This is a genomic window from Cohnella cellulosilytica, from assembly GCF_042431195.1.
Lineage (GTDB): Bacteria > Bacillota > Bacilli > Paenibacillales > Paenibacillaceae > Cohnella > Cohnella cellulosilytica.
On the sequence record NZ_JBHMDN010000016.1, the window covers coordinates 13,771 to 40,722 of the forward strand.

Below are 26,952 nucleotides of genomic sequence, written 5' to 3' on the forward strand. Positions count from 1 at the left end.
CTGCAGCCGGTCGACGCGCCTCTTTACGGGCTTTTCCGCTTCCGGAACTCGGACGGACTGCTGCCGGTCTGGGCTTTAAATAGACGGCTGAAATAAAAGGAATCCTCGTATCCGATCGCTTCCGAAATTTGCTTCAACGGCAAAGCGGGCTCCAGCAGCAGCAGCTCCTTGGCTTTGTTCATGCGCAGCTTAATGACGTAATCGATCGGAGACTGTCCCTTGTGCTCCCGGTAAATTCGACTTAAATAAGAAGGCGCGAACCCGAAAGTATCGGATAGGCTTTGCAGCGAAATCGGGTTGTGGTAATTCGCTTGAATATATTGCTCGATTCGCTCCGCCCATTCCTCCTGGCTTTCCCTGACATCGGACTTGAGGAGGCCGCTGGAGCAAATTTCGTCGATAAGGAGGCACATGCCGGCATGCAGAGAGCGATAGGAAGGGGACGTACTGACCAATTCCCGAATGACCAGATCGGTGTGGACGAGTTGTCCCTTGGCGTCCGCGTCCAGCATTTGGACGATTGTCTGGATGAATTGCCTGAGCGCATGCTCCAGGCGGATTTGCGGCAGCCGCTGCGCGTTCGCCGCGTCGATCAGCTTGCTCAGCTCATGCTTGAAGTATTCCGGGCTTTGCCGGTTCAGCTTCTGAAAGATGCCCTCCATCTGGTTGTTTGGCGCCAAATGAGCGGGAGAATGTTCTTCGAAGTCATTGGCCGTAATTGTGGAATGTCCGAAGCGGCTGCTGTGGTTCAGCACGATCCGCGCTTTCTGCAAGTAAAACCCCAGATCGGAAATGTCCACCGCGCGGCTCCCTTTCACCAGGGTGACCGGCCAATCGTATCGGGTCAGTTCCTCGTACAGCTTTCCGGCAGCCGTCTCCAGCATGCTTTCCGCCGGGCCGTCTCCGGCATTGGCGGAGACGATCAGCACCTTCTCGTTGTCGTTGCGGCCGTCCACGATCCAGCGTTCGCCCCGCGGTTCCTCCGGGAGCAGCCGCTCTATCGGATGCCGCTTCCAATACTCCCGGAAGGAGAGGGTCAAAGAGGTGGGGAAGGATTGGAACGAGCCGACGCAGACCAGCAAATAAGCGGCCTCGCGATAAGGGGCGAAGAGCGATTTCGCTTCCCGGGACGGAACGTTGGGCGTTCCGCTGTCTACCCACTCTTTCAGCAGGGTTAATTGCCGCTCTCTCGCTCCCTGCAGACAGATGTCGGCCAGGCCGTCAAGCAGCTCAACCAAAGAATCGCGGGAAATCGGCTTGAGCAGGAAGTCGTGCACCCCCAGCTTTAACGCCTCTTTCGCATATTCGAACTCTTGATGGCCGCTCAGCACGACCGTCAGCGGCTTGCAGGGCAGGCTCTTCGTCTCCCGCAGCAGCTGCAGACCGTCCATGATCGGCATCCGGATGTCGGTAAAGACGACATCCGGCCGGGTTTTCTTCAATACCTCCATGGCTTCTTCCCCGTCGAAGGCCGTGTCCACGACCTGGAATCGGGGATCGCAGCTTTCGATCATTTGCACGATGGCTCTCAGTATCGGCGGTTCGTCTTCCACGACGACGCAGCGGATCATGCCGTGCCTCCCCCTTCCTCTGAGGAGACGGATTTGCCGCCAATCGTAACGACGGTTCCGTCCTTCGATGTGTTCTCCGCACGCAGAAAACCTTCTTCGCCATAGAGAAGCTTGAGGCGAATCCAGATATTGTGCAGACTTAGAGCTCCAATGCCTTGGGGAAGCGGATAAGGTCCCCCGCTTTTCAGCGAAACCTCCAACTGCTCGCTCATGCGTTCCAGCTTGCCTATCGCTTCTTCCGAGAATCCCATTCCGTTATCCCGGATTTTAATCTCCCAGCGCTGATCCTTCTGCACGCCTGTAAGGCGAATGCACCACGGAGGCCGCACGCTGCGAAAGCCGTGAGCGAAGCAGTTTTCCAGCAACGGCTGCAGGATCAGCTTGGGAACAAGCGCCTCGCGCATGTCCGGGTCGATGGAGATTTCATAGGTGAAGCGCTCCTCGTAACGCCATTTGACGAGCTTCAAATAGTTTTCGGCGAAGGCAAGCTCCTCTTTCAGCCGCACGTTCGTATTTTGATAGTTGGCCGCGTAGCGTAGCATGGCGGACAGCTCGGAGCACATGGAGACGATTTTGGAGCTGTTCAGCTCCTGGCCCGCAGCGCTGATCGCCATTAACGTATTGTATAGAAAATGCGGGTTCATCTGGGCTTGAAGGGCCATCACGTTGGCCTGCATCTCGCTGTTTTTGGCCAGCATGGCCTCGTTGATCGATTGATCCAGCCGGTCGAGCATTTGCCCGAAAGCTTCGTGAAGCAGCACGATTTCGTCGTTATTGGATTTCGTATTCAATTGCAGCGACAGATTGTCGATGGAGATGCGCTTAATATAGCTGCGCAAATTACGAATCGGCGCGTTCAGGTTATAGCTCAGCCCGTAGATGGCCGCGAGGGAGACGGCAAAAAAGAAGAGGACCGCCGCATAAATAAAGCGCTGAATCTCGTGCAGGAGCGACTTGTATTGAGCGGCGGGCTGGGCAAGTACGACCGTCCAGCCGCTGAAATCCGAACGCAGGGAAAACACGACTTCCTTCTCGCCGGTAGTCGAATGTTTCTGCTCCCCGTAGGGATACACGAGATTTCCGTCCGCGTCGTAAATGGACGCCGAGATTCGCGCGTCGGCGACGGGCTGAACGATCGTCTCCAGCATGGAATACGGCTGCTGAACCTCGACGGCGCCCAGCAGCTCGTTGCTTGTATAGGTGGCGAGGATCGGCCTGACGAACGAGACGACCGGAACGGTGGCTTCGTCAGAGAGCCAGGGATCGAGGCGGGTGGGCAGCATGAAGTTTCGGCTGGGCAGCTGCAGAACGTCGCCGATCCACGGCTGCTCCGCATAGGCGGCTTTTACCGCGCGCGCCTCTTCGCCGACATAACCGCTGGAGATGTAGGACTGATTCGCCGTAAACACCATGATGCGTCTGGCAAGCAGCTTGGGCGTGTTGGCGGCCAGCAATATTTTGCGAACGTAATCCGCTTCTTCCTTATATTCGTCGAAATAGTTGCCGCGGCCCGGATCGAATTGAACGGCATTGGTCAAATATTGGTGCAGCTCGCGGCTGGTAGCCACCTGGCTGGAGAGAATGTTCATTTCCCGAATCATGGCGTCGAGTTGGGAGGACACATTATGCAGCGATTGAACGACCCCTTCCTCGGCGCGTTCAAGCAGCAAAGAGCGAATATAAGCGATAAAAATCGTCACGATCACGGCGAGAAGAATGAAGATCAAGAAGGCATACCGCAGAAACGTGCGATGATGAAAGCTGATGTTCCGCATTCTGGCTGCTCCCTCTGCAATGAAGTGATTCTATCATACAACATAATCTCGCTTTCCATTACGAGAGTATTCGATAATCCATGCTCCATTTCCGAATCCTCCATTGGTAGTCGGGCGAATATCAGGTATATTTCGTAATGTAATCGTTCACATGCCGCATTCAAACAAATTTCAAGGGGGTTTATGTCAGACATGAACAAATGGATTCAACGCGTTACCGCACCGGCTGCCTTGAGCGTATTGCTGCTCGCTGCCGCGTGCGGCGGCAACGGAGCCGGCAATACGGCAGGCAATACCGCAGGGGAATCGCCGTCTGCTTCGCCGTCGGCCGTGCAGAAAGAGGAAGTCAAGAAGAAGGATCCGGTCACACTAACCTATACAACCTTCCAGGGCTGGCGGGACGAGGCGCTTGACCGGCTGATCGAGATGTATGAAGAAGAGTCGGGCAATAAAGTGGAACTGACGACGTTTCCCGACAATCAATATGAGAACGTCATCCGCACGAAGCTCGCCTCGGGCGACGCTCCGGACGTGTTCCAATTTTATTCGAACGGCACGTTGCTGCCGGGGGAACTGATAGAATCGCTGGACGATTCTCCGTGGGTCGCCAATCTGATCTTCCCCAAGCGCTATCAGCGTCCGTCCGACGGCAAGGTGATCACCGCTCCGCTGGGCGGAAGCCAGGTGCAGGGGATCGTCTATAACAAGGAGGTTTTCAAGAAGGCGGGCATCGAATCGGCGCCCAGGACGTATACGGAATTTGTGGACGCAGCGGAGAAGATCAAGGCGATTGGCGTGACGCCGATCTATCTGAACAACAAAGACGCCTGGTCCGCACAGCTCTACTTCCTGATGGCGTATTCCGACGTGCTGGCCAAGCAGGACGGGATCGGCGACAAGCTGCTGCACAATCAGGTGAAGCTGCAGGACGTGCCGGGAATCGTGGAAACGACGGAAAAAATTATGGCATTAAAGGATAAAGGGTACCTGAACGAGGATTTCAATTCGGCCACGTATCAGATGGCGTTCGAAGCGCTCGAGGCCGACCAGGTCGGCATGTGGGCGACGCTTAGCCAGTATTACAGCACGATGTCCGAGGACTACCCGGAGGCGGTCGACAAGCTCGGAATGTTCCCGTTTACGGCAAGCGATACCGACATTCACGCGTTGATCGCTCCTTCGGGCAACGGCAACTATATCAGCGCATCCAGCAAGCATAAAGACGCGGCCAAGGAATTTATCGATTTCCTGATGTCCGATAAAGCGCAAGAAGCGTATTTCTCGATAAAACCGGGCATTCCGCCGTTCAAAGGCATGGATAGCTTCGAAGCGAACCCATGGGAGAAGCAGATGCAGGAATACGCGAAGGAAATGCCGATCATGAACGCCTGGAACAACGAATTTACGTTCGAGATGAACTCCGGCGATCTGGGCAAGCTGCACCAGGATATGTTTATGGGCAAGGAGATCAAACAATCGTTCGATGACTGGTATCGCTCCATTGTGCCGCTGAATCAGGCGCGCAGCATCGAAGGCTGGTAATCGCGGCAGTCGGGGCAGCGGCGGAGCGTTCTTCTTGTCCGCCGCTGTCTCTCAATCAAGAGGTCAATTCATAATAGATTGCATAAGGATGGAAGTCCATTGAAAACAAGAGGACAATTGCAGCGGCGATTTTATCCGCTCTGGTTCGCGTTTCCCGCGCTCGCCGTCTACTTTATCTTTTTTATTTTCCCCAATTTGATGAGCTTCGTCTTTGCGTTTACGGATTGGAATTCCAACAATATGAAGAGCATGACGTTTAACGGTCTGCATAATTTCCGGTTCTTGTTCAGCGATCCGATCTTCGGCCGGGCCGTGCTCAATACGCTGACGTTCACGTTCGTTACCGTCGTCTTCACCAACGCGTTCGGCTTCCTCATGGCGCTGGGCGTCAACATGAAGCTGAAGACAACGAATTTTTTGCGCACCGTCTTCTTTGCTCCTTACATGCTAAGCACGATTGTAACCGGTCTTGTGTTCGGAGCGATCTACAATCCGCAGCACGGAATCCTTAACGCCTTTTTGCGATTTGTGCACCTGGACTTCTTGACGAGGGAATGGCTGGTGAACGCGAAGACCGCCTTGCTTGCCGTATGCGCGATGGAGATCTGGCAGGGAATGGGCTTCGCAATGGTCATCATTTTGGCCGGTCTGCAGACGATCAACAAGGAATACCATGAAGCCGCCTATATCGACGGCGCAGGGTATTTCCAGAGATTGCGCGCGATTACGATCCCGCTTGTCGCGCAATCGCTCATTGTCAGCGGACTGCTCAGCATGGTAAGCGGCATGAAGGTATTCGGGCAGATCTACGTATTGACCAACGGCGGACCGATGGACAGGACGCAGGTCATTGCGACCTCCATCTTCAAATATTTCGGCAGCGGTTTGTTCGGGTATTCCTCGGCGATGGGCCTTGTATTTACGGTTATCGTCACCGCCGCCAGCATCGCGATTCTCAGCGTTACGCGCAAGCTGGAGGTGGAGATGTGAGCGCCGCCAAAGAGGTTCAAATCGATCACGTTTCCCGTCCGCTCCGCTGGCTGACGGAAGCCGTGCTGCTCGTGTCCAGCTTGCTTATTCTGGTCCCCCTGTGGATGGTCGTGATCAACTCTCTGAAGACGAGGCGGGAAGCCAATCTGTTCGGCATCCTTCCTCCGGACAAGCTGGAGTGGAGCAATTACGCCATTGTATTCGAAGACGGCAGCGTCGTTCGTTCCTTCTTCAACGGGTTGTTTATGTCCACCGTCTCCTGCGTCTTGATCGTGCTGATGGCGATGATGGCCGCCTTCGTCATCGGCCGCAGACGTTCCCGGATGTCGGAGTTTATGTACTATCTGCTCGTGGCCGGATTGATCGTCCCGGCGGCGCTTGTGCCGACGTATTGGATTCTCAGCTCTTTGAACCTGATCGGAACGTTCGCCGGCGTGATTCTGATCTATATCGCGACCTGTCTGCCGTTCAGCGTGTTTCTGTACACGGGGTTTATCAAGACGGTTCCGCGCGAATTGGACGAGGCGGCGATTATGGACGGATCCGGACAGCTAAGATTGTTATTCGGTCTGATCTTTCCGCTGCTGAAGCCGGTAACGATGACCGTGGTGGTCATTAACTTTATCAGCACCTGGAACGAGGTCAACAACCAGCTGTTTTTTCTGAACAGCAAGCATTGGTCTATGCCGATGACCGTGTATAAATTTTTCGGAGAGTATACGCAGGATTGGAATCTGGTGTTCGCCGACATTCTCATTACGATCCTTCCGCTCTTGGCTATCTATCTGTTGGCGCAGAGATTTATTGTGTCCGGCTTGACCGCCGGAGCCGTGAAAGGATGATGCGCGGCACGGAGATCATCGGGACGATTCTATTTTTTGGAGGGAACAGGATGAGGTTAAAGCGCTGCTTGTCGGCGATGCTCGCGTTGGTCGTTCTAGGGTCCGCTGCTATCGCGACAGTCGATCTCAATCCCGTACATGCCGGGCAGCCGGTACTGGCCGAGGACGATTTCGAATCGGGGAACGACTTGAACTGGTTGTCCAATCTGGGAAATTGGCAGGTGGTCGAGGAGCCCGGCCGCGGTTACGTCTATAGTCAGGATAAAATGAACCAAAGCGGCTACTTTACCACGATAACCGACAAGAAGTTCGATAACTTCGAAATGGAGCTGGATTACAATATCGTCAACCGGGCCGGGGACAGCTACTGGGCCGGCGTTATGTTTCGAAAAAGCAATGAACTCGACAATTATAACGAGAGCGGATACCTGGTGACGGTTCAGTATAATGGCTGGATCAAGCTGTACAAGGCGGATGGCCACGGTGCGATTCAGGAAATTGCCGTCGGCAATGCGAACAAAGGGAATCAGATAGGCTGGTGCAGTCTGAAGGTGGCGGCGGAAGGAACGAATATTCGCGTTTACTATAACGGAGAGACAACGCCGGTCCTTGATATTCGCGACGACTCCTTCACAGACGGCTATGCCGGTCTGGTAACCGGGAGAACCTTCTCCAAATTCGACAATGTCGTAATCTCCCAAAAGCCAACCTTGCTGGAGGAAAATTTCGAAGGCCTGGACGATTCCGGATGGTCAAAGGATTCGGGCGCTTGGGCTGTCCAGACCAGCGCCTATGGCGACCATCAATTCTCGCAGCTGGCAACCGATGACGCGGCGGGCGGATATACGGCTGCGTTAAAGGATGCGCAATTCGGCGATTTCTCGTTGGAGTTTCAAATCGAATTGGGGCTGACCGGTCAGTGGGCCGGCGTATCGTTCCGCAAATCCGCCCCTGCGCATTCCTACTCGCAGAGCGGGTATATGGTTTTCCTGCGACCATCGGGCACGATCAGCCTCTACAAAGCGGGCGCGGGAGAAATAGCAAGCAGCAGCAAAGGAAGGCAGTTCGGCAGGAAAAGTCTGCGAATCGTCGCCGACGGTCCCGATATTCGCGTTTATTACGAGAACGAGCTTGAGCCGAGCATTCATGTGACGGATGCTGCCTTCGGCAGCGGGTACGTCAGTCTGGTCACCCGGGAGAACGGCGCGAGCTATGCGCATTTGATTTTTCGGAACCTAGCTCCCGTTCCAGTGTTTACGAGCGATTTCGATCAGGGCAGCGACGACGGCTGGATGTCGACCTTGGGCGATTGGCAGGTGGTTGAAGAAAGCGGCAACAAGGCGTACCGGCAGAGCCGGATGGACGACAGGGTTTATCAGGCGACGTGGCGGAACGGGCGCTTCGACAACTTCAACGCCGAGTTCGACTATGAGATGACGGACCGAACCGACGATGCCGGTTGGGCGGGACTTCAATTCCGCAAAGAGCAAGCGCAGGACAGGAGCGGGGACAGCGGTTATTTGGCGGTCGTGCAGTACGACGGCTGGATAAAGCTGTTCAAGGCCGACGGCGCCGGAGACTATCAATTGCTGGCGACAAGTCCGAGCAGCAAAGGACCGCAAACCGGCCGCAAGAAGCTTAGGATTAACGATGAAGGTCCGAATATCAACGTATACTACGATCAAGAAACCGTACCGTCCATTCAATATACCGACGACACCTATCGATTGGGCGGCTATGTTGGCCTGGCGACGAGACAAATCCGGGCGAGCGTAGACAACTTCACGATCTCAGCTGCGGATGAGGCGGTATACGATACGGTCGACATGGTCACCTCCGGTTTGAATATCGATGTGAACAGCACGGTTGCTTACCGGATTGTTGCGCAGAGCGGCGGAGTTCCCTACGACACCTCCGGGAGATCCTACACGCTGACTTACGATAAGGATAAGCTGTGCGTCGATCCCGATACGCAGAAAATCAAAGGCTTGCAGGCAGGCACACATCCGATTGTATTGGAGCAGGATGGCTTAACGAGCACGTTGGTCGTTCATGTCAACGATTATGACGAATACATTCGCGTGCGGGGCGAAACGCTGCTGGCGGAGGATTTCGAGGGGCAGGTGGGCGCCTCCTTCATGCCGGATTCCCATTTTACGATCGCGAACGAAGCGGGCAATCATGCGCTCCAGATCGACGGGAACGGAGCCGTTCGGCGGACGGATGTTCTTGGCAGCGTCTATTTGAATACGGATCATCTGATTGAAGCGGACGTGAAACAATTAAACGGCACGGCCGGCACGAACGGCGGATTTTCAATAGGCGCAAGGATGGGAGACGATCAGAAGAGTTATCTGTTCCGGTATATGGACATTATCCGGTACAATCCGGGCAGCCATAAATTCAATTCGCAGTCCGACTCGCTGCGGGACACGATCGGCATTGCCCGGAATGAAAATACGACTCAAAACGATTGGTATTACGGCAATGTCAGACTTGACGGACCGCTCGGGATCCTCGATACGGGCAGCAGAAGCTTCTTGGGCAAATCTTACCGAATGACAGCCGTCGTCGCGCCGTCCATAGGGCAGATGTCGCTGGAAATGAGCGAAGCCGCGAACGGCGCCGCAGTCGGTTCGGTCGCGGCGGCCACGGGCGGCAGCTTCCAGATGGAATCCGACCTGGATCTGATCACGGTCGATCGGCTGAACACCGGTACCAGCGGGGCGATGACCACGTTGGAAACCGGGGGCGCGTTCCTGCAAGCGGAAAATACGAAGGTTCAATTCGATAATGTGCGGATTTCCCGCTTGCATCCGGCGCGCGCCATTGAGCTTAAGCTCGAAGACGCGATTGTCGCTCCCGGCCAGGCGACCAGGCTCGAGGTCAGAGCTGTAACCGGAGCGCGAAGCTATACGTTGATTCCGTTAAACAACGTCGCATTTCGTTACGATCCGTCGGAAGTGACCCTGAATACGTCACTGGGCACGGTTGTTTCTTCGGTCCCCGGAGAGCATACGATTACGGTTAAGGCGGCGGATGCGGTAACCGGGAAGGAGAAGCAGTATACCGTTATTTTAACTGTGTTGGGCAGCCCGATAACGGAAGATTTCGAGAGCGGTTCTGTCACGCATCCGCGGTATTGGTCGATACCGGCAGACCATATGACAGCGGACGGAACGAACCGGGTTTACCGGCTTAGGGACGAGCACAGCCAGCTGTTCGGCTTGGAGGACTGGTCCAATTACAAGGTGAGCGGCAAGCTGAAAATCAAGGATAGCCGCATCAACCCCGACTTGTATAATACGGCCTTCGAGATCGTCATGCGGAAAAAGGCGGCGGAAGGCGAATATACGGCGCAGGGCGGCACTCCGTTCGTGTACCGGATGGCGGATGAGGACGCCGGCAATTATATGCGGATCGGCACCTCGCCGGGGCCAACGATTGATATCGAAGACGAGCAATGGCATACGTTCGCCGCGGAGGTCAGCGGCCAGCAGCTTATTTTCACGATTGACAATACGACGCAGTATTACGCCTGGGACGGATATACGCACGGCGGCTTCAGCTTTGCGGCCATCAACAGCGAGGTGTACCTCGACGATCTGATTGTGAGCCCTGCGGCGGGAGGACCGACGCTTCCGGTCAGCTCCCTGATTGGCCTGACTTCGCCGCGGACAAGCGTCGCCGCATCGGTGTACGATATTGTGAGCCTGTCGGGCTTAACGGCGGTGCAAGCGCATTATCCGGGCGGCGGCGCCAGCTTCGTCACTTTGCAGGACGGGCTGCAATGGGAGCTCGTTGACGGAGCGGATGACGCGGAATTGCTGGAGCAGGACACGCTGCGCTTTAAGCCGACGGCGAATGAGTCAAGCACGGTGACGGTCAGAGCGCGCTATGGGGACGAGCATGTAGACATTGCGATCGAACCTTTCGTGCCGGCGCAGGGGGAATATGCCTACGTGCTGGAAGGCACGGAAAAGCGACAGGAAAATTTGCTCTATATGCTGCGCAAGCGTTATGAGGAAGGCGGCATCGTACTGGGCCCGTCTGTGGGCGCTTCGTATCTGCCCAACGTTTTCGGCAAAATGATGCTCCATCCGAAGGCGAAAAATTATGACGAGGAATTGGCCTGGATGCGGCAATATTCGTACGACAACGAACATAGAAACGCCCTGCGCAAAGGAATCGGGGACAACGACTTCAGCAATATTCAGACGATTATTCTGTACAAGGAATTGTACGGCGCCGCCAATCTGTCCTCTGCGGCGTGGAACGACATGCTGGAGCTGGTGCAAACGTCGTATTATGCCGAGCCGCATTTGCGTTTATCGGAAAATCATATGCTGGTTCATTACGCTCTCGGATATCTGGTTGCGGAAATATGGCCGGACGCGCCGATGTGGAACGGGCTGACCGGGGCTGCGAACAAGGCAACCTATAAGACCTATATCAAGGACTGGATCAATAAGCGGCTAAAGCTCGGAATGGGGGAGTACGACTCTCACAGCTATTACGGCATAGATATCGGGGCGCTGTCGACGTTGTTCACTTACGCTTCGGACACCGATGTCAAGGCCATGGCTTCCACGATGCTGAATTACCTTTATGCGGATATGGCGGCGGACTCGCTGGACGGTTCCTTGACCGGAGCGGGCTTGCGTTCTTACCCGGACCCGGTGACCCATCTGTACGGGCATACGCATTACGGGGCGGACATGTTGTTCGACAATGCAATTGTCAAAATGAATGAAAATTATCCCGTGGCCAATGCACAGGCGGCGATGATTCCGCTCAGCGACTTCCGGCCGTCCGAAGTCGTGCTGCGCATCATGAGAGATCAGACGAAACGCTTCAACAACAAGGAGCGGCGTCAAGTCTATTCTCTGCCGGACGACAGGAACATTACGGCAAGTCTGAAGAAGTACACCCATATCACTCCAGAATACGGGCTCGGTTCCGTCGTGCAGCAGGATGTGCTGCCGTTATGGGTCGACACGGGTACGCCTTCCGAGGACGTCAATGGAACCTGGGTGCCGCAAACCCACCAGGAAATCCCGTTTAAGCTGACCTTCGGCAAGCAGAGCGGCTTGCATATTTTCGAGAGCCATCCGGGACCCAAGGGAGAGACGATGCTGAGCGACAGTCAGGGCTACTGGATGGGCAATCTGTACGACAAGGTGAATTACAAATACATGCAGGAGGACAATGTGGTCATCGGAATGCGGAAAATAAGCAAACCCGGCGTACCTCAATGGACGCACTTCTGGATGGAGAAAAACAAATTCGATCAAGTGGACGAAGAAGACGGCTGGATCTTTATCCACCACGGCAATGTGTACGCGGCGATCAGGCCGATGAAGGACGGGCAGGTTACGGCCTCTCCGCAATATACGTGGACGTTGTCCGGCAAATGGAAGGACAAGGAGATCAAGGTTCTGTCGCCGAATACGGCATTCGTATGCGAGGTCGTGGATCAAGCAGAGTACAGCGGGACATTCGCGCAATTCAAGGCAGATATCAAGGATAATCCGATCAGCTACAATGCCGGTTCATCGTACTCTATCGCCTATACCGGTCTTAACGGCAAGCAGCTGACGCTTGATTTTAATACGGATGTCAGGACGATAGACCAGACGGCGGTCGACTTCGACGCTTACAAGCTGCAGGATTCTCCCTACGTGACTGCCGATTGGAACGCGCCGCTGGCGAGCATTCGGCTGCAGTATGGAGATTTGACGGACACATTGGAAGAAATCGCGGATTTTAACGACTGACGACGGGAGACTTGCACATGCGGAAAGCTAACGAGAGCCTGCCTCTGTCGGCTGCGGAGGCGCAAAATATCGTGAACCGCCTCGTTGCCGGAACGGCCGGCATGGAGCTCACGACCTTCCACCCCGGAACGGGGCTTGAGCGGGTCATTGTCGACCCCGAATTTTGGAAACAGTCCTATATCACATGGGATTGGGGGCCGGGAGTGGCTCTGGCCGGACTGATCGATGCCGACGAATTCTCGACGGACGGCGCGGCCTATCGAACGGTGCGGAAATTTGTGCGCTACTGGATCGATCGCGGGCTTCCGCTCCAGACCGTCAACTCGACCCTCCCGTATTATGCGATGTTCTGGTTGGAGATGAGGGACGGCGAAGCCGCAATGGCGGATCGGGCGCGGCAAGCGGCGGAATACTGCCTGAAGGATGCCCGCTTCTGCACGAACGGGTTATGGAATCATACGGGACTCTATTTCGAATGGTCGGAGCAAGTATGGATCGATACGGTCTACGTGGCGGGACTGCTTCTGATTCGGGCCGGTGAAGCATGGAGCAACCGGGAATACGGCGATATGATTTTCGAACAGGTGATCGGGCATTGGGACGCGCTGTACTCGGCGGAAGCAGGGCTGCTGTATCACGGATACAGCGTTAACGAGAATCATCATTTTTCCGGCGTGTTTTGGGGGCGGGGCAACGCCTGGATGGCGCTTGTTCTGGCCGAAATGCTGGCCTCGCGTTCATTCGACGGCGACCGGCGCAAGATTCTTCTCGGCCATTGGACGAAGCTGGCGGACAAGCTGCTCGCCCTGCAGGACGGGACGGGGCTGTGGCATACCGTATTGCCGGACCCGGCAAGTCCGCTGGAGGCGTCGTGCACCGCCGGTTTCGCCAAGGCGTTCCTGCAAGGATGGAGGAGCGGCTCGCTGGACGATCGGTACCGCGACGCCGGGTTCAGAGCGATAGACGCCTTGCGGCATTATGTCGGCGATGCGGGCGATTTGTTCGGAACTTCAGCGGGCACGGGCGTGCTGGCGGATCCGGCGGAGTACGCCGCCGTCCCGATGCATCATATCCAGCCGTGGGGACAGGGGCTTGCGCTGCAGGCCTTCAGCGAATATCTTCGCTGCCTTAAGCGGGACTGAAGCGGGGGAATGGAAATGAAACTGGCGGCAGTGACCGACGAGATCAGCATAGACCCGCATGCGGCCGTCTATATCGGCGTCAAGCAATTCGGGATTCGACATTACGAGCTGCGGATGATGCCGGACGGAAGAGTGCCGGATATTTCGGAACAGACGGTTGATCGGCTAGTCGGGTTAAAAGAAAAATACGGGATTTCTTATTCGGCAATCAGCGCGGGGCTGTTCAAGTGCGAGCCGATTGCGGAGAAGATGGAGCATGAGCTGCGCGTTCGCCTGGAAGCCTGCATCGCGCTGGCCAAGAGACTCGACGTCTCCTTGATTACCGGCTTTGCCCTCATCGATCATCATCGGCATCGTCCGGCGGAGCTGTTCGAGCGCGCCGTGCCTTATTTTCAACAAGCCTGCGAACGGTTGGCCGAGGTGCAGATGACTTTTGCGGTCGAGACCGAATTTATGTCGGGATGCGAGACGGCGGCGGAAGCCCGCCGCATGATCGAGCGGACGGGGCCTCGGTTAAAAGTCAATTGGGACCCCGCCAACGCCTGGATTGCAGGCGAGCTGCCGCTTGAGGGATACGTCCACGTCTGTGGGCATTTGGCGAACGTCCATGTCAAGGATGCGGATACCCGGGATTGGCGCTCGCGCAATCCGTTCGTCCCGCTTGGCGACGGGAAGGTGCCCTGGCAGCCTGTTCTGGATGTGCTGACCCGGGATCGGACAGCTCCTATGCTGACCGTCGAGACGCATGTCGAGCCGCTCATTCCCAATACGGAAAAAGGCGTCTCCGTCCTGCGTAAAATGCTGCAGAACGCGGAGGCGGGAAGGGATTTATCATGCTGACGAGCGCGTTAATCGGAACGGGACAGATTGCAAGCAGCCTGCATTTGCCTGCACATCGGGGCTTGAGCGGATCGAGGCTGGAATGGGTTTGCGATGTGGATGAGCAGGCGGCTCGGCAATTTGCCGAGAGGTTCGGAATCCCGAAATGGACGACAAGGCTGGAGGAGGTTTTGTCCGACCTCGGAGTCGATTGGGTGGATATTGCAACGCCGAACCGTACGCATGAAGCTTTGGCCGTGCAAGCGATGTCAGCGGGCAAGCACGTTCTCTGCCAGAAGCCGATGGCGCATTCCGCGGAAGCCGCCGAGCGCATGGTCAGGACGGCGAGCGAGACCGGGCGGCAGTTGGGGATCTTGATGAGCTTCAGGAGCGATCCGATTCTCGGCTCGCTTCGTTCGATGATCGAGGCGGGCGCCTTCGGGCAAATCAGTCATTACCGGGGGAAGATGGTTTCTTCCGGGGGCTTCCGCTTAAACCGGGGAGACTGGCGAGAACAAGAAGCCGCCGGAGCGCTCGATTTGCTCGGAATTCATCTCATTGACCTGTTCCACTGGATGGAAAACGATGCGATCCAGTGGGTCCAGTCCATGAGCCGGACCTTGTACGCGCCAATGAAGGGCGACGACGTTACGCTTGCGATATACGGCTTCGAAAGCGGGGTAACGGCGCTGAGGGAGACGACTTATTGCTCGTACGCGCGGGAAGGCATGCCCGTTTATGCGCTCGAGATCAACGGTACGGAAGGCAGAGCCGCCTATCAGATCGAAACGGGACAATTGACGCTCCAGCTTAAACGGGGCTATGAAGGAGATTGCTTTTCCTGCCGGCCCAACGAGACTCATGCTTTCAAGTTCGCTCCCTACGGGAGCGATGCCCATGTGCACCGCGTTCACCAGCAGTTCGTCGACAGCCTTGCAGGCGAAGAGCCGTTTCCCTTGCAGGGGGAAGCGGGAGTGCGGGCGATGCGGCTCATCGAAGCGACGCGAAGGAGCTCCGCCAAGCACAAACGTGTAGTTTTATAACAAGCCGTCCGCTGCGAAGTGAGAGGCTATCCCATACTCATAGAGGGGCAACCTTATAAAATGATCCGTTTATTACCATGGGGATATATCTCTTTCCGCAGCTGATACGGTCATGAAATTAGGAATCGATTAACCCGTAACAGGGGAATTTCATGACCGTATGAGGCAGGCGCTTCGCTCTACAGGAGATATATCCCCATTCTTTTTGCGATCATTTTAATTGCCTCGGCTTATGGAGCAGCCTCTTGCTTCAATGCTTGCCGGCTCCCCCGACGATATCGCCTTGCCGCTCGCCTGTTTGATCCGTGCGGCAGCCGGTTTTGTCCCGCTATTTTCCGAGAATTGCCCCCTTTTTCAATTCGGAGTTCACACCGCGTACAAATTGGGGATTATAATCGGTAAATGAAGGCAAAACCCGATTGGAGGGGATGGACTTGGCAACCGTTATGGTCGTGGACGACGAACGGCATATCCGTGAGCTGGTGCGCTTGTACTTGGAGGACGAAGGGTTGGAGGTGGTCGAGCAATCCGACGGGATCTCGGCCTGGGAATATTATAACAGCCAGCCGGTCGACCTGATCGTGCTGGACGTCATGATGCCGCGCATGGACGGATGGGAGCTGTGCCGAAGGCTGCGGGCCGCCGGCGACAAGCCGGTGCTGATGATCACGGCCAAAGGGGAGTCGTTGGACCGGATTCGGGGCTTCCAGCTCGGAACGGACGATTATTTGGTGAAGCCGTTCGAGCCGATGGAGCTGGTTCTTCGGGTCAAGGCGCTGCTGAAACGGTACCGGATCTCGATCTCCGAGACGATTCGGCTGGGCGGCATTACGCTCGACATGACGAGCTACCAGATTCGCTACCGGGACACGGGGCGCAGCGAGTCGATTCCCTTAAAGGAATTCGAGCTGCTGGCGGCATTGGCCGGCTATCCGGGCAAGCTGCAAACCCGGGACGAGCTGATCCAGAAAATCTGGGGCTACGAGTACGAAGGGGACGAACGAACGGTAGATACGCACATTAAGCGGTTGAGGGAACGCTTCGGCGCGTATGAACGGGATTTCAAAATCGTCACCTTGCGCGGCTTGGGCTACCGTCTGGAGGTTTACCGTGATTAGATCGCTCTACGTGCGGGTCACCGCGGTTTTCCTGGCCGCGGTCACGCTCAGTCTGATCCCTTCTTTTTACCTGGCCACCAGTCTCTACGGCGATCATATTCAGAACGTTATCGCGCAAAGCATGATCGACAGCGGCAAAAAGGTGATACAGTCCTACGAAGCCTCCCCTCCCGACAATCGGGACACGTTGATGAAGGGAGTGACGGCGCTCCCGAGCATGACGATCCTGCTGTTCGGCCAGGACGGCAAGCTGCTGCACGGCGGCGACTCGCAAGCGGCCAAGCGGCTGCATCTGGGCGACGAAGAGCTTCAGGCGGTGCTAAGCGGAAGCGTATATCGCGGGGAGGGGCACGAACGGCCGGTTACGGTCGGTCTGCCGTTTCAGATCGACGGCGAGCGGTATGCGCTGTTCCTTGCGCCCGAAATCAAAAATATGCTGGGCACTGTGGGCGATTATTTGCAAATTGGATTTCTGCTTGCATTGCTGTTCGGCAGTCTGTTTATTCTGCTTGCCGCCCGCTATATCGTTCGTCCGCTGCAGCTGTTGACACGGGCGACCCGCAAAATGGCCAAGGGCGACTTCAGCATCCGGCTCGCCAGCAAGCGCAAGGACGAAATCGGACAGCTGACGCAAAGCTTTAACCAGATGGCGAACGAGCTGGGAGATCTGGAGGCGATCCGCCGGCAGTTCGTCTCGGACGTGTCCCACGAGATTCAATCGCCGCTCACGTCGATTAAAGGCTTTACCCATGCGCTGCTGCATAAAAAGATGGATGAAGCCGCTCGCCGGCGCCTGCTCGGCATTATCGAGGAGGAGAGCAATCGGCTGTCCCGGCTCAGCGAGGATTTGCTCCAACTGGCTTCGCTCGAGTACGAGCATCTGCGGCTGAATGTCGAAACCTTCCTCCTGGACAAGCAACTGCGCCATGTCGTCGTAGCGTTAGAGCCGCAATGGGCTTCCAAGGAGCTGGAGATGGAGCTGGAAGCGGATCAGACGACGATGCGCGGAGACCGGGACAAGCTGAACCAGCTGTGGGTCAACCTGCTCGGCAACGCCGTCAAATTCACCCCGGAGGGCGGCCGCATCCGGATCGCGGTCCGTTGCGACGAACAGAACGTCCGGGTAACGATAGCCGACAGCGGTCCAGGCATTTCCGAGCACGAGCAGGAGCACATTTTCAAACCGTTCTACAAGGTGGATAAATCCAGGGACCGGGCCGTCGGCGGCAACGGCATCGGCCTCTCGATCGTGAAGCGCATCGTCGACTTGCACCGCGGCGATATTCAGGTGCTCAGCCGCGTCGGCGAAGGAACGAACGTGACGGTTACGCTGCCGCTCGATCCCCCGGAACAAAATTTTTGAACGATACAGAATTTGTATGTTTCACTTATTCATTGTCTGTATCGTCTCCGACAGAAACGCGTGCGCCGTCCTGAGGACGCCGCAGGCGTTTTTGCTTGCGCCAGTACACAGTGCGTACAAATTCGCGTGATATGATCTCTCCAGATAAAGAGAGGAGAGATTGCAATTGAATTGGCTTACCAAGATCAGTCTGAAAAACGGCACCGCCGTCGTCATCCTAGTTTTGCTTATTCTGGGCTACGGCATGTATTCGGCTACGCAAATTAAGCAGCAGACGTTTCCGGACCTGGAGCTGCCCGCCGTGTTCGTGCAGGTAACGAAGCCCGGCGCGTCAACGGAAGAGATGGAGTCGGACGTGACGCTGCCGGTGGAAAACAGCCTGAAGGGGCTGCAAAGCTACGATTCGCTGACCAGCACCTCGACCGAGAATGCGGCCAGCGTGATCATCCAGTTCCCGTTCGGCTCCGATATGGACAAGCTGTCCGGGGAAGTCGAGGCCGCCGTCGGCAAAACCCGGCTGCCGGAGGGCGCCAGCGTTACGGTGCAGCGGCTATCGATCAACGCCCAGCCGATTTATCAGGCGGCGCTCTTCTCCGACAAGGACGATGCGCAGACGCTGGCGGAGAGGCTGGAGAACGAGGTCGTGCCGCAGATCGAGAAGCTGGCCGGCGTCAGCTCCGTCAATCTGAAGGGGACGTCGTCCGAACGGCTCGACATTGTCGTCGACAAAGCGAAGGCCGCGCAGCAGGGCATTACGCTGGGCGCGATCCGCAGCGCGCTGCAGTCGCTCGATTACGCGCTGCCGCTCGGCTCGGTGTCCGCGGACGAGACGACGATTCCGATCCGCCTCAGCGGGAAGATCAGCACGCTGGAGCAGATCGAGCTGCTGAAAGTCGGGACGGGCGCTCCGGCCGAAGGCGCTGCGGGAGGCATCCTCCTGGCGGACGTCGCGGAGATCAAGCCGATGCAGGTACAGGAGGAGCGAACCCGGTTTAACGGGGAGCCGAGCTACCTGCTGGAGGTCGTGAAGACGCAGGACGCGAACACGGCCGACGTCTCCGACGAGGTCAAGTCGCTGCTGGCGGGCTACGAGGAGAAGGGCGAGCTGAGCATTCACGTCGTCTCCGACCAAGGGGAAGAGATCAAGGAGTCGGTCTCCGGCCTTGTTCGCGAGGGATTGTACGGCGCGCTGTTCTGCGTGCTCATTATTTTCGCTTTCCTGCGCAACGTGCGGGCGACGCTTATCTCGATCGTCTCGCTGCCGATCTCGATCTTCGCCACGATCGCGCTGATGAACGAGATGGGCTATACGCTCAACATTATGACGCTGGGCGGGATTGCGGTATCGGTCGGACGCATCGTCGACGACAGCATCGTCGTCATCGAGAACATCTACCGCTGGAGACAGGAGAAAGGCGAGGAACTGCGCGGCAAGGAGCTCGCCTACAGGGCGACCCGCGAGGTGATCGGCGCCGTCGCTTCCTCGACGGTGGCGATGGTCGTCGTCTTCGCGCCGCTTGCCTTCGTCAGCGGCGTTATCGGCGAGTTTTTCCGCCCGTTCTCGCTTGCCGTCGTCATCTCGATTCTGACTTCCTTGTTCGTGGCCACGATGCTCATTCCGATTATGGGCGGCAAGTTCTTCAACCGCGTAAAGCCGCATAAGGAAGGCGGGCGGTTGGCCAACGGCTTCGAGCGGACGATCCGCGGCGCGCTCAAGCGCAAGGGAGCGGTCCTCGGCCTGGCGGTGCTGCTGCTAGTCGGCTCGCTCGGCCTCATTCCGCTGCTCGGCGTTTCCTTTCTTCCGGCAGAGTCTTCGCCTTCGGCATCCGTCGAGATCACACTGCCGGCCAAGAGCAGTCTGGACCAGACCGACCAGGTCGGAAGCAAGGTGGAGAGCTACTTGAAGGAGCTGCCGGGTGCGGAGAGCTATCAGATCTCCATCGGCAGCGGCTCCGGCCGGCGTATGTTCGGCGGCAGCGCAAGCGCGTATAAAGCGGCTGCGACCGTCCAGTTCGCCCAAGGCACCGATATGGACGCGACGATCGATCGCATGAACGGGGAGCTGCCGGCGCTGGCCGCGGCGGAAGTGCCGGGCACCACAATCGCGGTCAAAGCCGCCGAGCAGGCGGGAGCGCCGTCGGGCAACACCGTTGACGTGAGCATCTACTCGGACAACACCGAGCAATTGGCCGCGGCAGCGAAACAGGTCGAAGACCTGATGCGGCAGAACGCCGACTTGAAGGATGTCGCGAACAACATGAACGAAGTGGCGCCGAAGTGGGTCGTGACGCTGAATCAGCAGGGAATCGATCTGAATGTCAATCCTGCGATGATCATGCAGCTGGTGGGCGAGCAGCTGCGGCCGATGGACGTCGGAGCGTATAAGATCGACAACGAGAACCGGGCGGTCACTCTGTCTTACAAGCAGCAGATCACGTCCAGAGCCGAACTGGAGAGTGTTCCGATTCTGACGTCCGGCGGCGTGAAGCAGCTGGGCGATATCGCCGACGTGACGGAGCAGAACGCCTGGATTCAGGTCAACCACGACGACGGCAAGATGTACGCCCAGGTCAGCGGCACGGTCAAGGACGAGAACGCGGTCCAGGCGGTGACCCGACAGGTCGAATCGGACGTGCGCAGCCTGTCGCTGCCGGGCGGGGTCGAGCTGGAGTTCGGCGGCGGCCTGCGGATGATCAGCGACGGCTTCACCAGCATCGGCATCGCGATGGCCGCGGCCGTCGGACTCGTGTTCCTCGTGATGAGCGCAACGTTCGGCGGGCTGATTACGCCGCTGATCATTCTGTGCTCGCTGGTGTTCATCCCGGTCGGTTCCTTGAGCGCTCTGCTGATCACCGGCCAATCGCTGTCGATGAGCGCGATGATCGGCATGCTGATGCTCGTGGGCATCGTCGTCACGAACGCGGTCGTGCTGCTCGACCGGGTCGAGCATAACCGCAAAGCCGGCATTCCGATCCGCGAAGCGATCGTCGAAGCTTCAAAAACGCGGCTGCGGCCGATTCTGATGACGGCGTTCGCCACGATGCTGGCGCTGCTGCCTCTCGCGCTGTCCGGCTCGACGACAAGCCTGATCTCCGGCGGACTGGCGATTACCGTCATCGGCGGACTGTTCACCTCCACGCTGCTCACGCTGATCGTGATTCCGGTCATCTACGAGCTGGCTTGGCGCAAACGGAAGGTGCACGAAATCGAGAATTTCTGATATTGATAAAAACCGCGAAGGCTTGATGCCGCGCGGTTTTTGTCTATGTACGTCCAGCATGGGCGTCATCTCTACGGTGAAAGTCCGGAATGGGGGCTGGCAAGCGCCTACCATTAGCCAAGAGCAAGGGTGTCTGCCGCGAGGCGGAATCTGAAGGAGGCTGGAGGCAAACGCACGGCTCGAGGTACATGAATCCAATTTGAGGCGGTTGCAGCCGGATGAGTCACCATAACATGACGAAATCCTAAGCTGCCAAAGGCTGTAGCCGTAAACTTGGGCGAGCGCGGGCGGAAAGATGACGTTCTTATCTGGGGAGAGCTGCGGGAGACGCGAAGTAACTTCGTAACCGCGGCTGAGAAGCCACACTGAATCCGCAGGAGTCAGCAGAGGCCATAGTACGTGAGTACGGGACGCCGGAAAGCGGAAGGGCTGAACCGAAAGGAGAGAGGAAACCGATGCGTTCGCACGAAGAGGCAGAGACAGCAGAAAATCTCGTCAGAGAGCTCACGGCAAAGAGAAGCGGTGAAGCCGCCTGGGTATGCCGGAGCGCCGAGTTCTACGCCGGCACAAGTCGCCCCCTCCTCTGGCAAAGACCAGAACGAGCTGCTGGAGCGGATGCTCGAAGGAGAAAACCTTCGACTCGCCTACAAGCGAGTGGTGCAAAACGGAGGAGCGCTCGGCGTGGACAGCGTAACGGTAGCCGAGCTATAAGCGTACCTGAAAACACATTGGGAGACGGTGAAAACCGAACTTCTCACGGGAACCTACAGACCGGCGCCAGTCAAACGGGTGGAAATCCCCAAACCCGGAGGCGGCGTACGGCTGCTTGGTATCCCGACCGTGATGGACCGCTTCCTCCAGCAAGCGCTTCTGCAAGTGATGAACCCGATCTTTGACGCTCACGGTTCGTGGCATAGCTACGGCTTCCGCCCGGGAAAGCGAGCGCAGGGCGCAGTGAAGCAGGCACAGCTCTACATCCAAAGCGGCTTGAGGTGGGTCGTGGATATGGACCTCGAGAAATTCTTCGACCGGGTCAACCACGACAAGCTGATGGCAAGAGTAGCACGGCGAGTGACGGACAAGCGTATCTGCCCTCTCGACTTCCTACTGGGAAGCGAAAGGGCTGACAAGTTTGCTTTCACGCTACTTAGAGCTTTGTTAACCTTTTGGAACCGCCGTATGCGGACCCGCATGTACGGTGGTGCGAGAGGACGGAGGCTAGCCGCCTCCTTCTACTCGATTTCTCTTGATGTGTTATAATTATTTTACAACTCCGTAAGGGAGGCCATGCGAATGAAACTTCTTAAGCTCAATAACGAAGAGTTATCCAATGCGATTACCAGCGGCGATACTTACATCCAGATTGGCAGCCGCAAGTTTATGTTGTTTGAAATCGATGAAGTTAGCCAGTCGGGAAATTATGAAGTCACGGACCCGGAAGAGGAAATGCTGCTTCTGGACGCCATGAACGCGGATAATCCGTCTCTTTCCAAGCAGGAAGTGTTGGAACAGCTGGCGCGGCGTAATCGGAAATGAGGATTATTTGGAAGCAGACAGCATTGCAATCCCTTATCAAGCTGGATGCTTGGCGTGAGGAAAATGAATGGCCCGCGATCGCCGAGCATCTGGTTGAAATCATTGAGTCCTATTTTAATCAGCAGGATGTATCTGTTTTTCTTCCGGGCAGGGAAGTTTCGATTAAAGGGATGCCCGTCAATATGAGAATGACCCTTGTCAGGCCAGGCAAGTCGGATCCTTACAAGGTGTTTTATCGATATAACGGGGATGCGATCGAAATTTTCTTAATCCGCCACCCTTATCAAAAATCGTTGCTATAAATCGATGCATGAACGCAGGAAGAAGTTCTCTTCCCTCAAAAGGGAACTGTCTCATAAGTCATTAGGGGCAACCCAAATAATCAATCGATCATTTCTGTGGTTGCCCGACTTATGGGCCAGCCTCTGTTTCTCCCGACGAACGGGCCTGACCGAACAAAAGGGCCGAAAAATGTCGTCCCATATCCATATGAACAATTTTAGGGCATAAGTTCGGTATTTTACCGGGCTTATGCCCTTTTGAATGAAAAAGCAGCCCGTCCTCGCACGAGAGCGCTCAGAGGCGTTCGAGCGTTTACCCTCCGCAAAAACCGCGACCATCCGCCTGGCAGGCGATAACCACAAGTTTCATGGGCCCGTACCGGCAGAGAACAGATTTTTATTGCCTTCCCGCTAATCTTGTTTACATGTAAAATGAATAAATGTATCAAAATGATAAAAATATAACGAAAAAGTAGTTGACGTATGTTTTCTTTTTGATATATTCTAGGCAGGAAAGTAAGCGTTGCCATGCGGGGGTTGTATAAAGGAGCGTGGGAATGGATTTTTGCTGCTTGAACATGGTTGCAAAATTATATCAATCGGAGGTGTGTGTAAACAAACGGAAGTGCATGTAAACAAAAAAGATAAATGTATACATTGCGAGGGTTTGTAAAAAAAGAAATTATTATTTTGACGAAGGAGACTATCTTCCATGAAGAAAAAAATGCTGAGCGTTTTTCTGGCCTCTATCGCAGCGTTGGTTATTCTCGGCGGCTGCAGCGGCGGATCGTCCGGTTCGGCCGGAGCGGACGGCACAGCCTCCACAGGCGGGGGTTCGGGTAAAGGGAAAGCGCAAATCTCGGTGTTCACTTGGGGATATCCGGCGGAGAAGACCGCCCGCGAAGCGCAGGCTGACTTGTTCAACAAGACGCACGACGATATCGAGGTCAAGATTACGGTATCTCCGGACTACGATCGCAAGCTCGACGCGATGATCGCCGCCAATCAGGCGCCCGACGTGTTCGAAACGTCAAGCGACTGGTACCATGTCCGCAGCGACCTTGGCCAGCTCGTCGATCTGAACGAGTACGCGGAACGCGACGGCTTCGACATCAACCAGTATTACCCGACGATGATCAACGATTTCAAGACGTTCGACGACAAACTGGAAAGTCTGCCGATCGGGATGGCCACCTTCGCGCTCGCTATCAACAAGGACCTCTTCGCGGAGAGCGGGGCGACGATTCCCGACGCCGACCAAGGCTGGACGTGGGACGAGGCGCTCGCCGCCGCCCGGAAGATCACCAAGGGCGAAGGGGCGAACAAAATTTACGGCATGTCCGACCTGTGGATGTACCAGCAGATCGCGGCGTATTTGTACGGCGGACGCTACACCTCGCCGGACTTCACCCAATCCGCCGTGAACAGTCCCGAGGCGATCAAGGGTTTTCAATTCATGACCGATCTGATCTATAAATACCAGGTCATGCCGGATGCGACGGCGGCAGCGGGATTGGCTTCGGCGCAGCGCTTCTACGCCGGGAAGTCGGGCATTATGCCGATGAACAACTGGGACATCCCCGACTTCGTATCGAACATCGGCGACAAGTTCGACTGGGATATCGTTCCGATGCCGACGATGGCGGACACCGGCAAGTCGCCGTCCTGGTACATTACAGAGGGATACGGCATCTCCAGCTCGAGCAAAAACAAGGACGCGGCCTGGGAGTTCGTAAAGTGGGTCACGTCCGATCCGGAGGCGCTGAAGCTCGCCAGCAACGCGGCCATCCCGCCAACCGAGGCTTCGGCCGCGGACTTCATCAATTCCAATCAGGTGGGCGGTAAGACGCTTAATCTGAAGCCTTATCTCCATTCGCTGGACAATGCGGTGCCAAGCCCGTTCGGCGGCGTATTCGCCGAAATCGGCACCGATCTGACCAACGTGTGGCAGAATATCGACGCCAAGAAGGCGCTTCAGCAGGACGTGACGCCGGAGATTCAGATCTTTGCCAAGAAGCTGCAGGATAAGCTGGACGAAATACACGCGGGGAACTAAGCCGCAGAGCTAGTTCGCCGTTGATCCGACCGGAGAGAGCCGGAACGCCGTCAAGCCCGCGCTTCCGGCCTCTTCTCCGAAAGTAGGGAGGGGGCCGTATAATGGCTACCGCACAAACTGGCAGGACCGGAACCCGCTTGAACATGTCCCGGCGAAGCACCCTCAATTTTCATTTATACACGTCTCCATGGGTAATCGGTTTCCTGGTCTTCACGCTCGGGCCGATGGTCTATTCGCTGTATCTGTCGTTCACAGATGCCAAGATGGGCAGCGGGGGGAATTTCGTCGGGTTCAAAAATTATGCCGCTATGTTTACAAATGACGACCTGTTCTTCAAATCGCTCGGCAATACCGCCGTCTACGCCGTGGTCAGCATCGCGCTCGGGCTGCTGTTTTCGTTCCTGCTCGCCTGTCTGCTGAATTGCCGGCTGAAGGGCGTGGGCATTTTCCGTACCTTGTATTATATTCCTTCGGTCATCTCGGGCGTCTCCACGATTCTGCTGTGGGGGTGGATCTTCAATCCGAGCTACGGTCTGCTCAATTATTCGCTGTCGCTGATGGGCATCGAAGGTCCCGGCTGGCTGTCCGATCCCCATTGGGCCATGTCGGCCGTCATCTTCATGAGCTTCTGGAGCATCGGCGGCAATATCGTTATCTTCCTGGCGGGGCTGCAGGATATTCCGCAGGAATTGTACGAATGCGCGGCGCTCGACGGAGCGGGCATCGTCGCCCGTACGGTCCGCATCACCGTGCCGATGATATCGCCGGTGCTGCTCTTCAATCTCATCATGGGGATCATCGGCGGCCTGCAGGTGTTCAACCAGCCGTACATTCTGACCCAGGGCGGTCCGAACCATGCCACCTACACGTATGTGATGCATCTGTTCGCGAACGCCTTCCAATACTTCAAGGTCGGCTACGGTACGTCGCTCGCCTGGATTCTGTTTCTGATTACGCTCCTTCTGTCGATGATCGTAATCCGCACGTCGAACTATTGGGTTTTCTACAGCGGGGGTGACGACTGATGGGAACGACGAGCAAGGGGCGCAAAATCGCGGCGGATGCGATCCGTTACGCGCTGATGATCATCGTGGGTGCGCTGTTCGTCCTGCCGTTCGCCTGGATGGTGTCGACCTCGTTCAAGCAGCCGTCGCAAATCTATGAAATTCCGCTGCGCTGGATTCCCGACCCGCCGACGCTGCAGAACTTCGTGCAGGGCTGGACGGTTCTGCCGTTCGGGACGTATTTCGCCAATACGATTCTCATTACGCTGCTCGGCACGTTCGGCACGGTGCTCTCCTGCGGACTGGTGGCGTACGGCTTTGCCAAGTTTCGCTCGAGGCTGAGTCCGATCATGTTCATTCTGGTCATCAGCACGATGATGCTGCCGAGCCAGGTTACGCTGATCCCGACCTATATGATGTTCAGCCAGTTCAGATGGGTCGATACGTTCATGCCGCTTGTCGTTCCGCAGTTTTTCGCCGTCGGCGCGTTCTATATCTTCCTGCTCCGTCAATTCTTCAAGACGATTCCCAAGGAGCTGGACGACGCGGCGCTGATCGACGGATGCGGCTCGCTGCGTTATTTCTGGCAGATCATCGTGCCGCTGTCCAAGCCGGCGATGCTGACCGTGGCCGTATTCGCGGCCATCAACAACTGGAACGATTTTCTCGGCCAGCTGATCTATCTGAATTCCGACGCCAAGTATACAGTGGCTATCGGCTTGTCGTTCTTCAATTCCAAATACGGCACGCAGCAGATGAACCTGCTGATGGCGGTATCGCTTGTGTCCATGCTTCCGTTATTGGCGACGTTCTTCTTCGTGCAGAAGCATTTCGTGCAGGGCATTGCGACGACGGGCATCAAGGGCTGACGAT

General features: G+C 56.4%; 17 protein-coding genes and 1 pseudogene. 16 read left to right on the top strand and 2 right to left on the bottom strand.

The window, feature by feature from the left end; genetic code table 11:
• Nucleotides 1-23: 23 nt before the first annotated feature.
• Both ACFFT4_RS12130 and ACFFT4_RS12135 read right to left on the bottom strand, forming a co-directional pair.
• Nucleotides 24-1,571, bottom strand: a complete 1,548-nt coding sequence (locus ACFFT4_RS12130; protein WP_378047949.1) for a response regulator — start codon at nucleotides 1,569-1,571, stop codon at nucleotides 24-26.
• Nucleotides 1,568-3,346: a cache domain-containing sensor histidine kinase gene (locus ACFFT4_RS12135; RefSeq protein WP_378047950.1), complete on the bottom strand. Its 1,779-nt coding sequence runs from the start codon at nucleotides 3,344-3,346 to the stop codon at nucleotides 1,568-1,570. Before ACFFT4_RS12135 ends, ACFFT4_RS12130 begins: the two co-directional genes overlap by 4 nt.
• A gap of 192 nt (nucleotides 3,347-3,538) precedes the next feature.
• Here ACFFT4_RS12135 and ACFFT4_RS12140 point away from each other — a divergent pair, with 192 nt between their 5' ends.
• The 16 genes and pseudogenes from ACFFT4_RS12140 (at nucleotide 3,539) to ACFFT4_RS12215 (ending at nucleotide 26,948) form a co-directional block, all read left to right on the top strand.
• A complete protein-coding gene (locus tag ACFFT4_RS12140) occupies nucleotides 3,539-4,888 on the top strand; it encodes an ABC transporter substrate-binding protein (RefSeq protein ID WP_378047952.1) in 1,350 nt (449 codons plus the stop codon).
• A gap of 99 nt (nucleotides 4,889-4,987) precedes the next feature.
• Nucleotides 4,988-5,878, top strand: coding sequence for a carbohydrate ABC transporter permease (locus tag ACFFT4_RS12145; protein ID WP_378047954.1), 891 nt, complete (start codon nucleotides 4,988-4,990; stop codon nucleotides 5,876-5,878).
• Complete coding sequence (locus tag ACFFT4_RS12150; RefSeq protein ID WP_378047956.1) at nucleotides 5,875-6,720, top strand: carbohydrate ABC transporter permease; 846 nt, start codon at nucleotides 5,875-5,877, stop codon at nucleotides 6,718-6,720. The genes ACFFT4_RS12145 and ACFFT4_RS12150 overlap by 4 nt, the downstream gene beginning before the upstream one ends.
• Before the next feature lie 50 nt (nucleotides 6,721-6,770).
• On the top strand, nucleotides 6,771-12,497 hold the full coding sequence (locus tag ACFFT4_RS12155) for a 3-keto-alpha-glucoside-1,2-lyase-like domain-containing protein (protein ID WP_378047958.1): 5,727 nt from the start codon (nucleotides 6,771-6,773) through the stop codon (nucleotides 12,495-12,497).
• Between the two features lie 17 nt (nucleotides 12,498-12,514).
• A complete protein-coding gene (locus ACFFT4_RS12160) occupies nucleotides 12,515-13,639 on the top strand; it encodes a glycoside hydrolase family 88 protein (RefSeq protein WP_378047960.1) in 1,125 nt (374 codons plus the stop codon).
• A 15-nt stretch (nucleotides 13,640-13,654) separates the two neighbouring features.
• Nucleotides 13,655-14,479, top strand: a complete 825-nt coding sequence (locus tag ACFFT4_RS12165) for a sugar phosphate isomerase/epimerase family protein (RefSeq protein WP_378047962.1) — start codon at nucleotides 13,655-13,657, stop codon at nucleotides 14,477-14,479.
• Nucleotides 14,473-15,501 (top strand): Gfo/Idh/MocA family protein, encoded by a 1,029-nt coding sequence (locus ACFFT4_RS12170; protein ID WP_378047963.1) that lies wholly within the window; start codon nucleotides 14,473-14,475, stop codon nucleotides 15,499-15,501. The genes ACFFT4_RS12165 and ACFFT4_RS12170 overlap by 7 nt, the downstream gene beginning before the upstream one ends.
• Before the next feature lie 434 nt (nucleotides 15,502-15,935).
• Nucleotides 15,936-16,619, top strand: a complete 684-nt coding sequence (locus tag ACFFT4_RS12175) for a response regulator transcription factor (protein WP_378047964.1) — start codon at nucleotides 15,936-15,938, stop codon at nucleotides 16,617-16,619.
• A complete protein-coding gene (locus tag ACFFT4_RS12180) occupies nucleotides 16,612-17,982 on the top strand; it encodes a sensor histidine kinase (protein WP_378047966.1) in 1,371 nt (456 codons plus the stop codon). Before ACFFT4_RS12175 ends, ACFFT4_RS12180 begins: the two co-directional genes overlap by 8 nt.
• Nucleotides 17,983-18,148: 166 nt before the next feature.
• Complete coding sequence (locus tag ACFFT4_RS12185; protein WP_378047968.1) at nucleotides 18,149-21,202, top strand: efflux RND transporter permease subunit; 3,054 nt, start codon at nucleotides 18,149-18,151, stop codon at nucleotides 21,200-21,202.
• A gap of 455 nt (nucleotides 21,203-21,657) precedes the next feature.
• Nucleotides 21,658-22,300: pseudogene (locus ACFFT4_RS12190) on the top strand (reverse transcriptase domain-containing protein); the annotation flags it as partial.
• Nucleotides 22,301-22,495: 195 nt separating this feature from the next.
• Entirely contained in the window at nucleotides 22,496-22,738 is a 243-nt protein-coding gene (locus ACFFT4_RS12195) for a hypothetical protein (RefSeq protein WP_378047970.1), read from the top strand.
• Nucleotides 22,735-23,040, top strand: coding sequence for a type II toxin-antitoxin system RelE/ParE family toxin (locus ACFFT4_RS12200; protein ID WP_378047972.1), 306 nt, complete (start codon nucleotides 22,735-22,737; stop codon nucleotides 23,038-23,040). Before ACFFT4_RS12195 ends, ACFFT4_RS12200 begins: the two co-directional genes overlap by 4 nt.
• Before the next feature lie 691 nt (nucleotides 23,041-23,731).
• Nucleotides 23,732-25,075, top strand: coding sequence for an ABC transporter substrate-binding protein (locus ACFFT4_RS12205; protein ID WP_378047974.1), 1,344 nt, complete (start codon nucleotides 23,732-23,734; stop codon nucleotides 25,073-25,075).
• 101 nt (nucleotides 25,076-25,176) lie between these two features.
• Complete coding sequence (locus ACFFT4_RS12210; RefSeq protein ID WP_378047976.1) at nucleotides 25,177-26,100, top strand: carbohydrate ABC transporter permease; 924 nt, start codon at nucleotides 25,177-25,179, stop codon at nucleotides 26,098-26,100.
• Nucleotides 26,100-26,948 carry a carbohydrate ABC transporter permease gene (locus tag ACFFT4_RS12215; RefSeq protein ID WP_378047979.1) on the top strand — a complete coding sequence of 283 codons (849 nt, stop codon included), beginning with the start codon at nucleotides 26,100-26,102 and terminating at the stop codon, nucleotides 26,946-26,948. Before ACFFT4_RS12210 ends, ACFFT4_RS12215 begins: the two co-directional genes overlap by 1 nt.
• Nucleotides 26,949-26,952 lie beyond the last annotated feature (4 nt).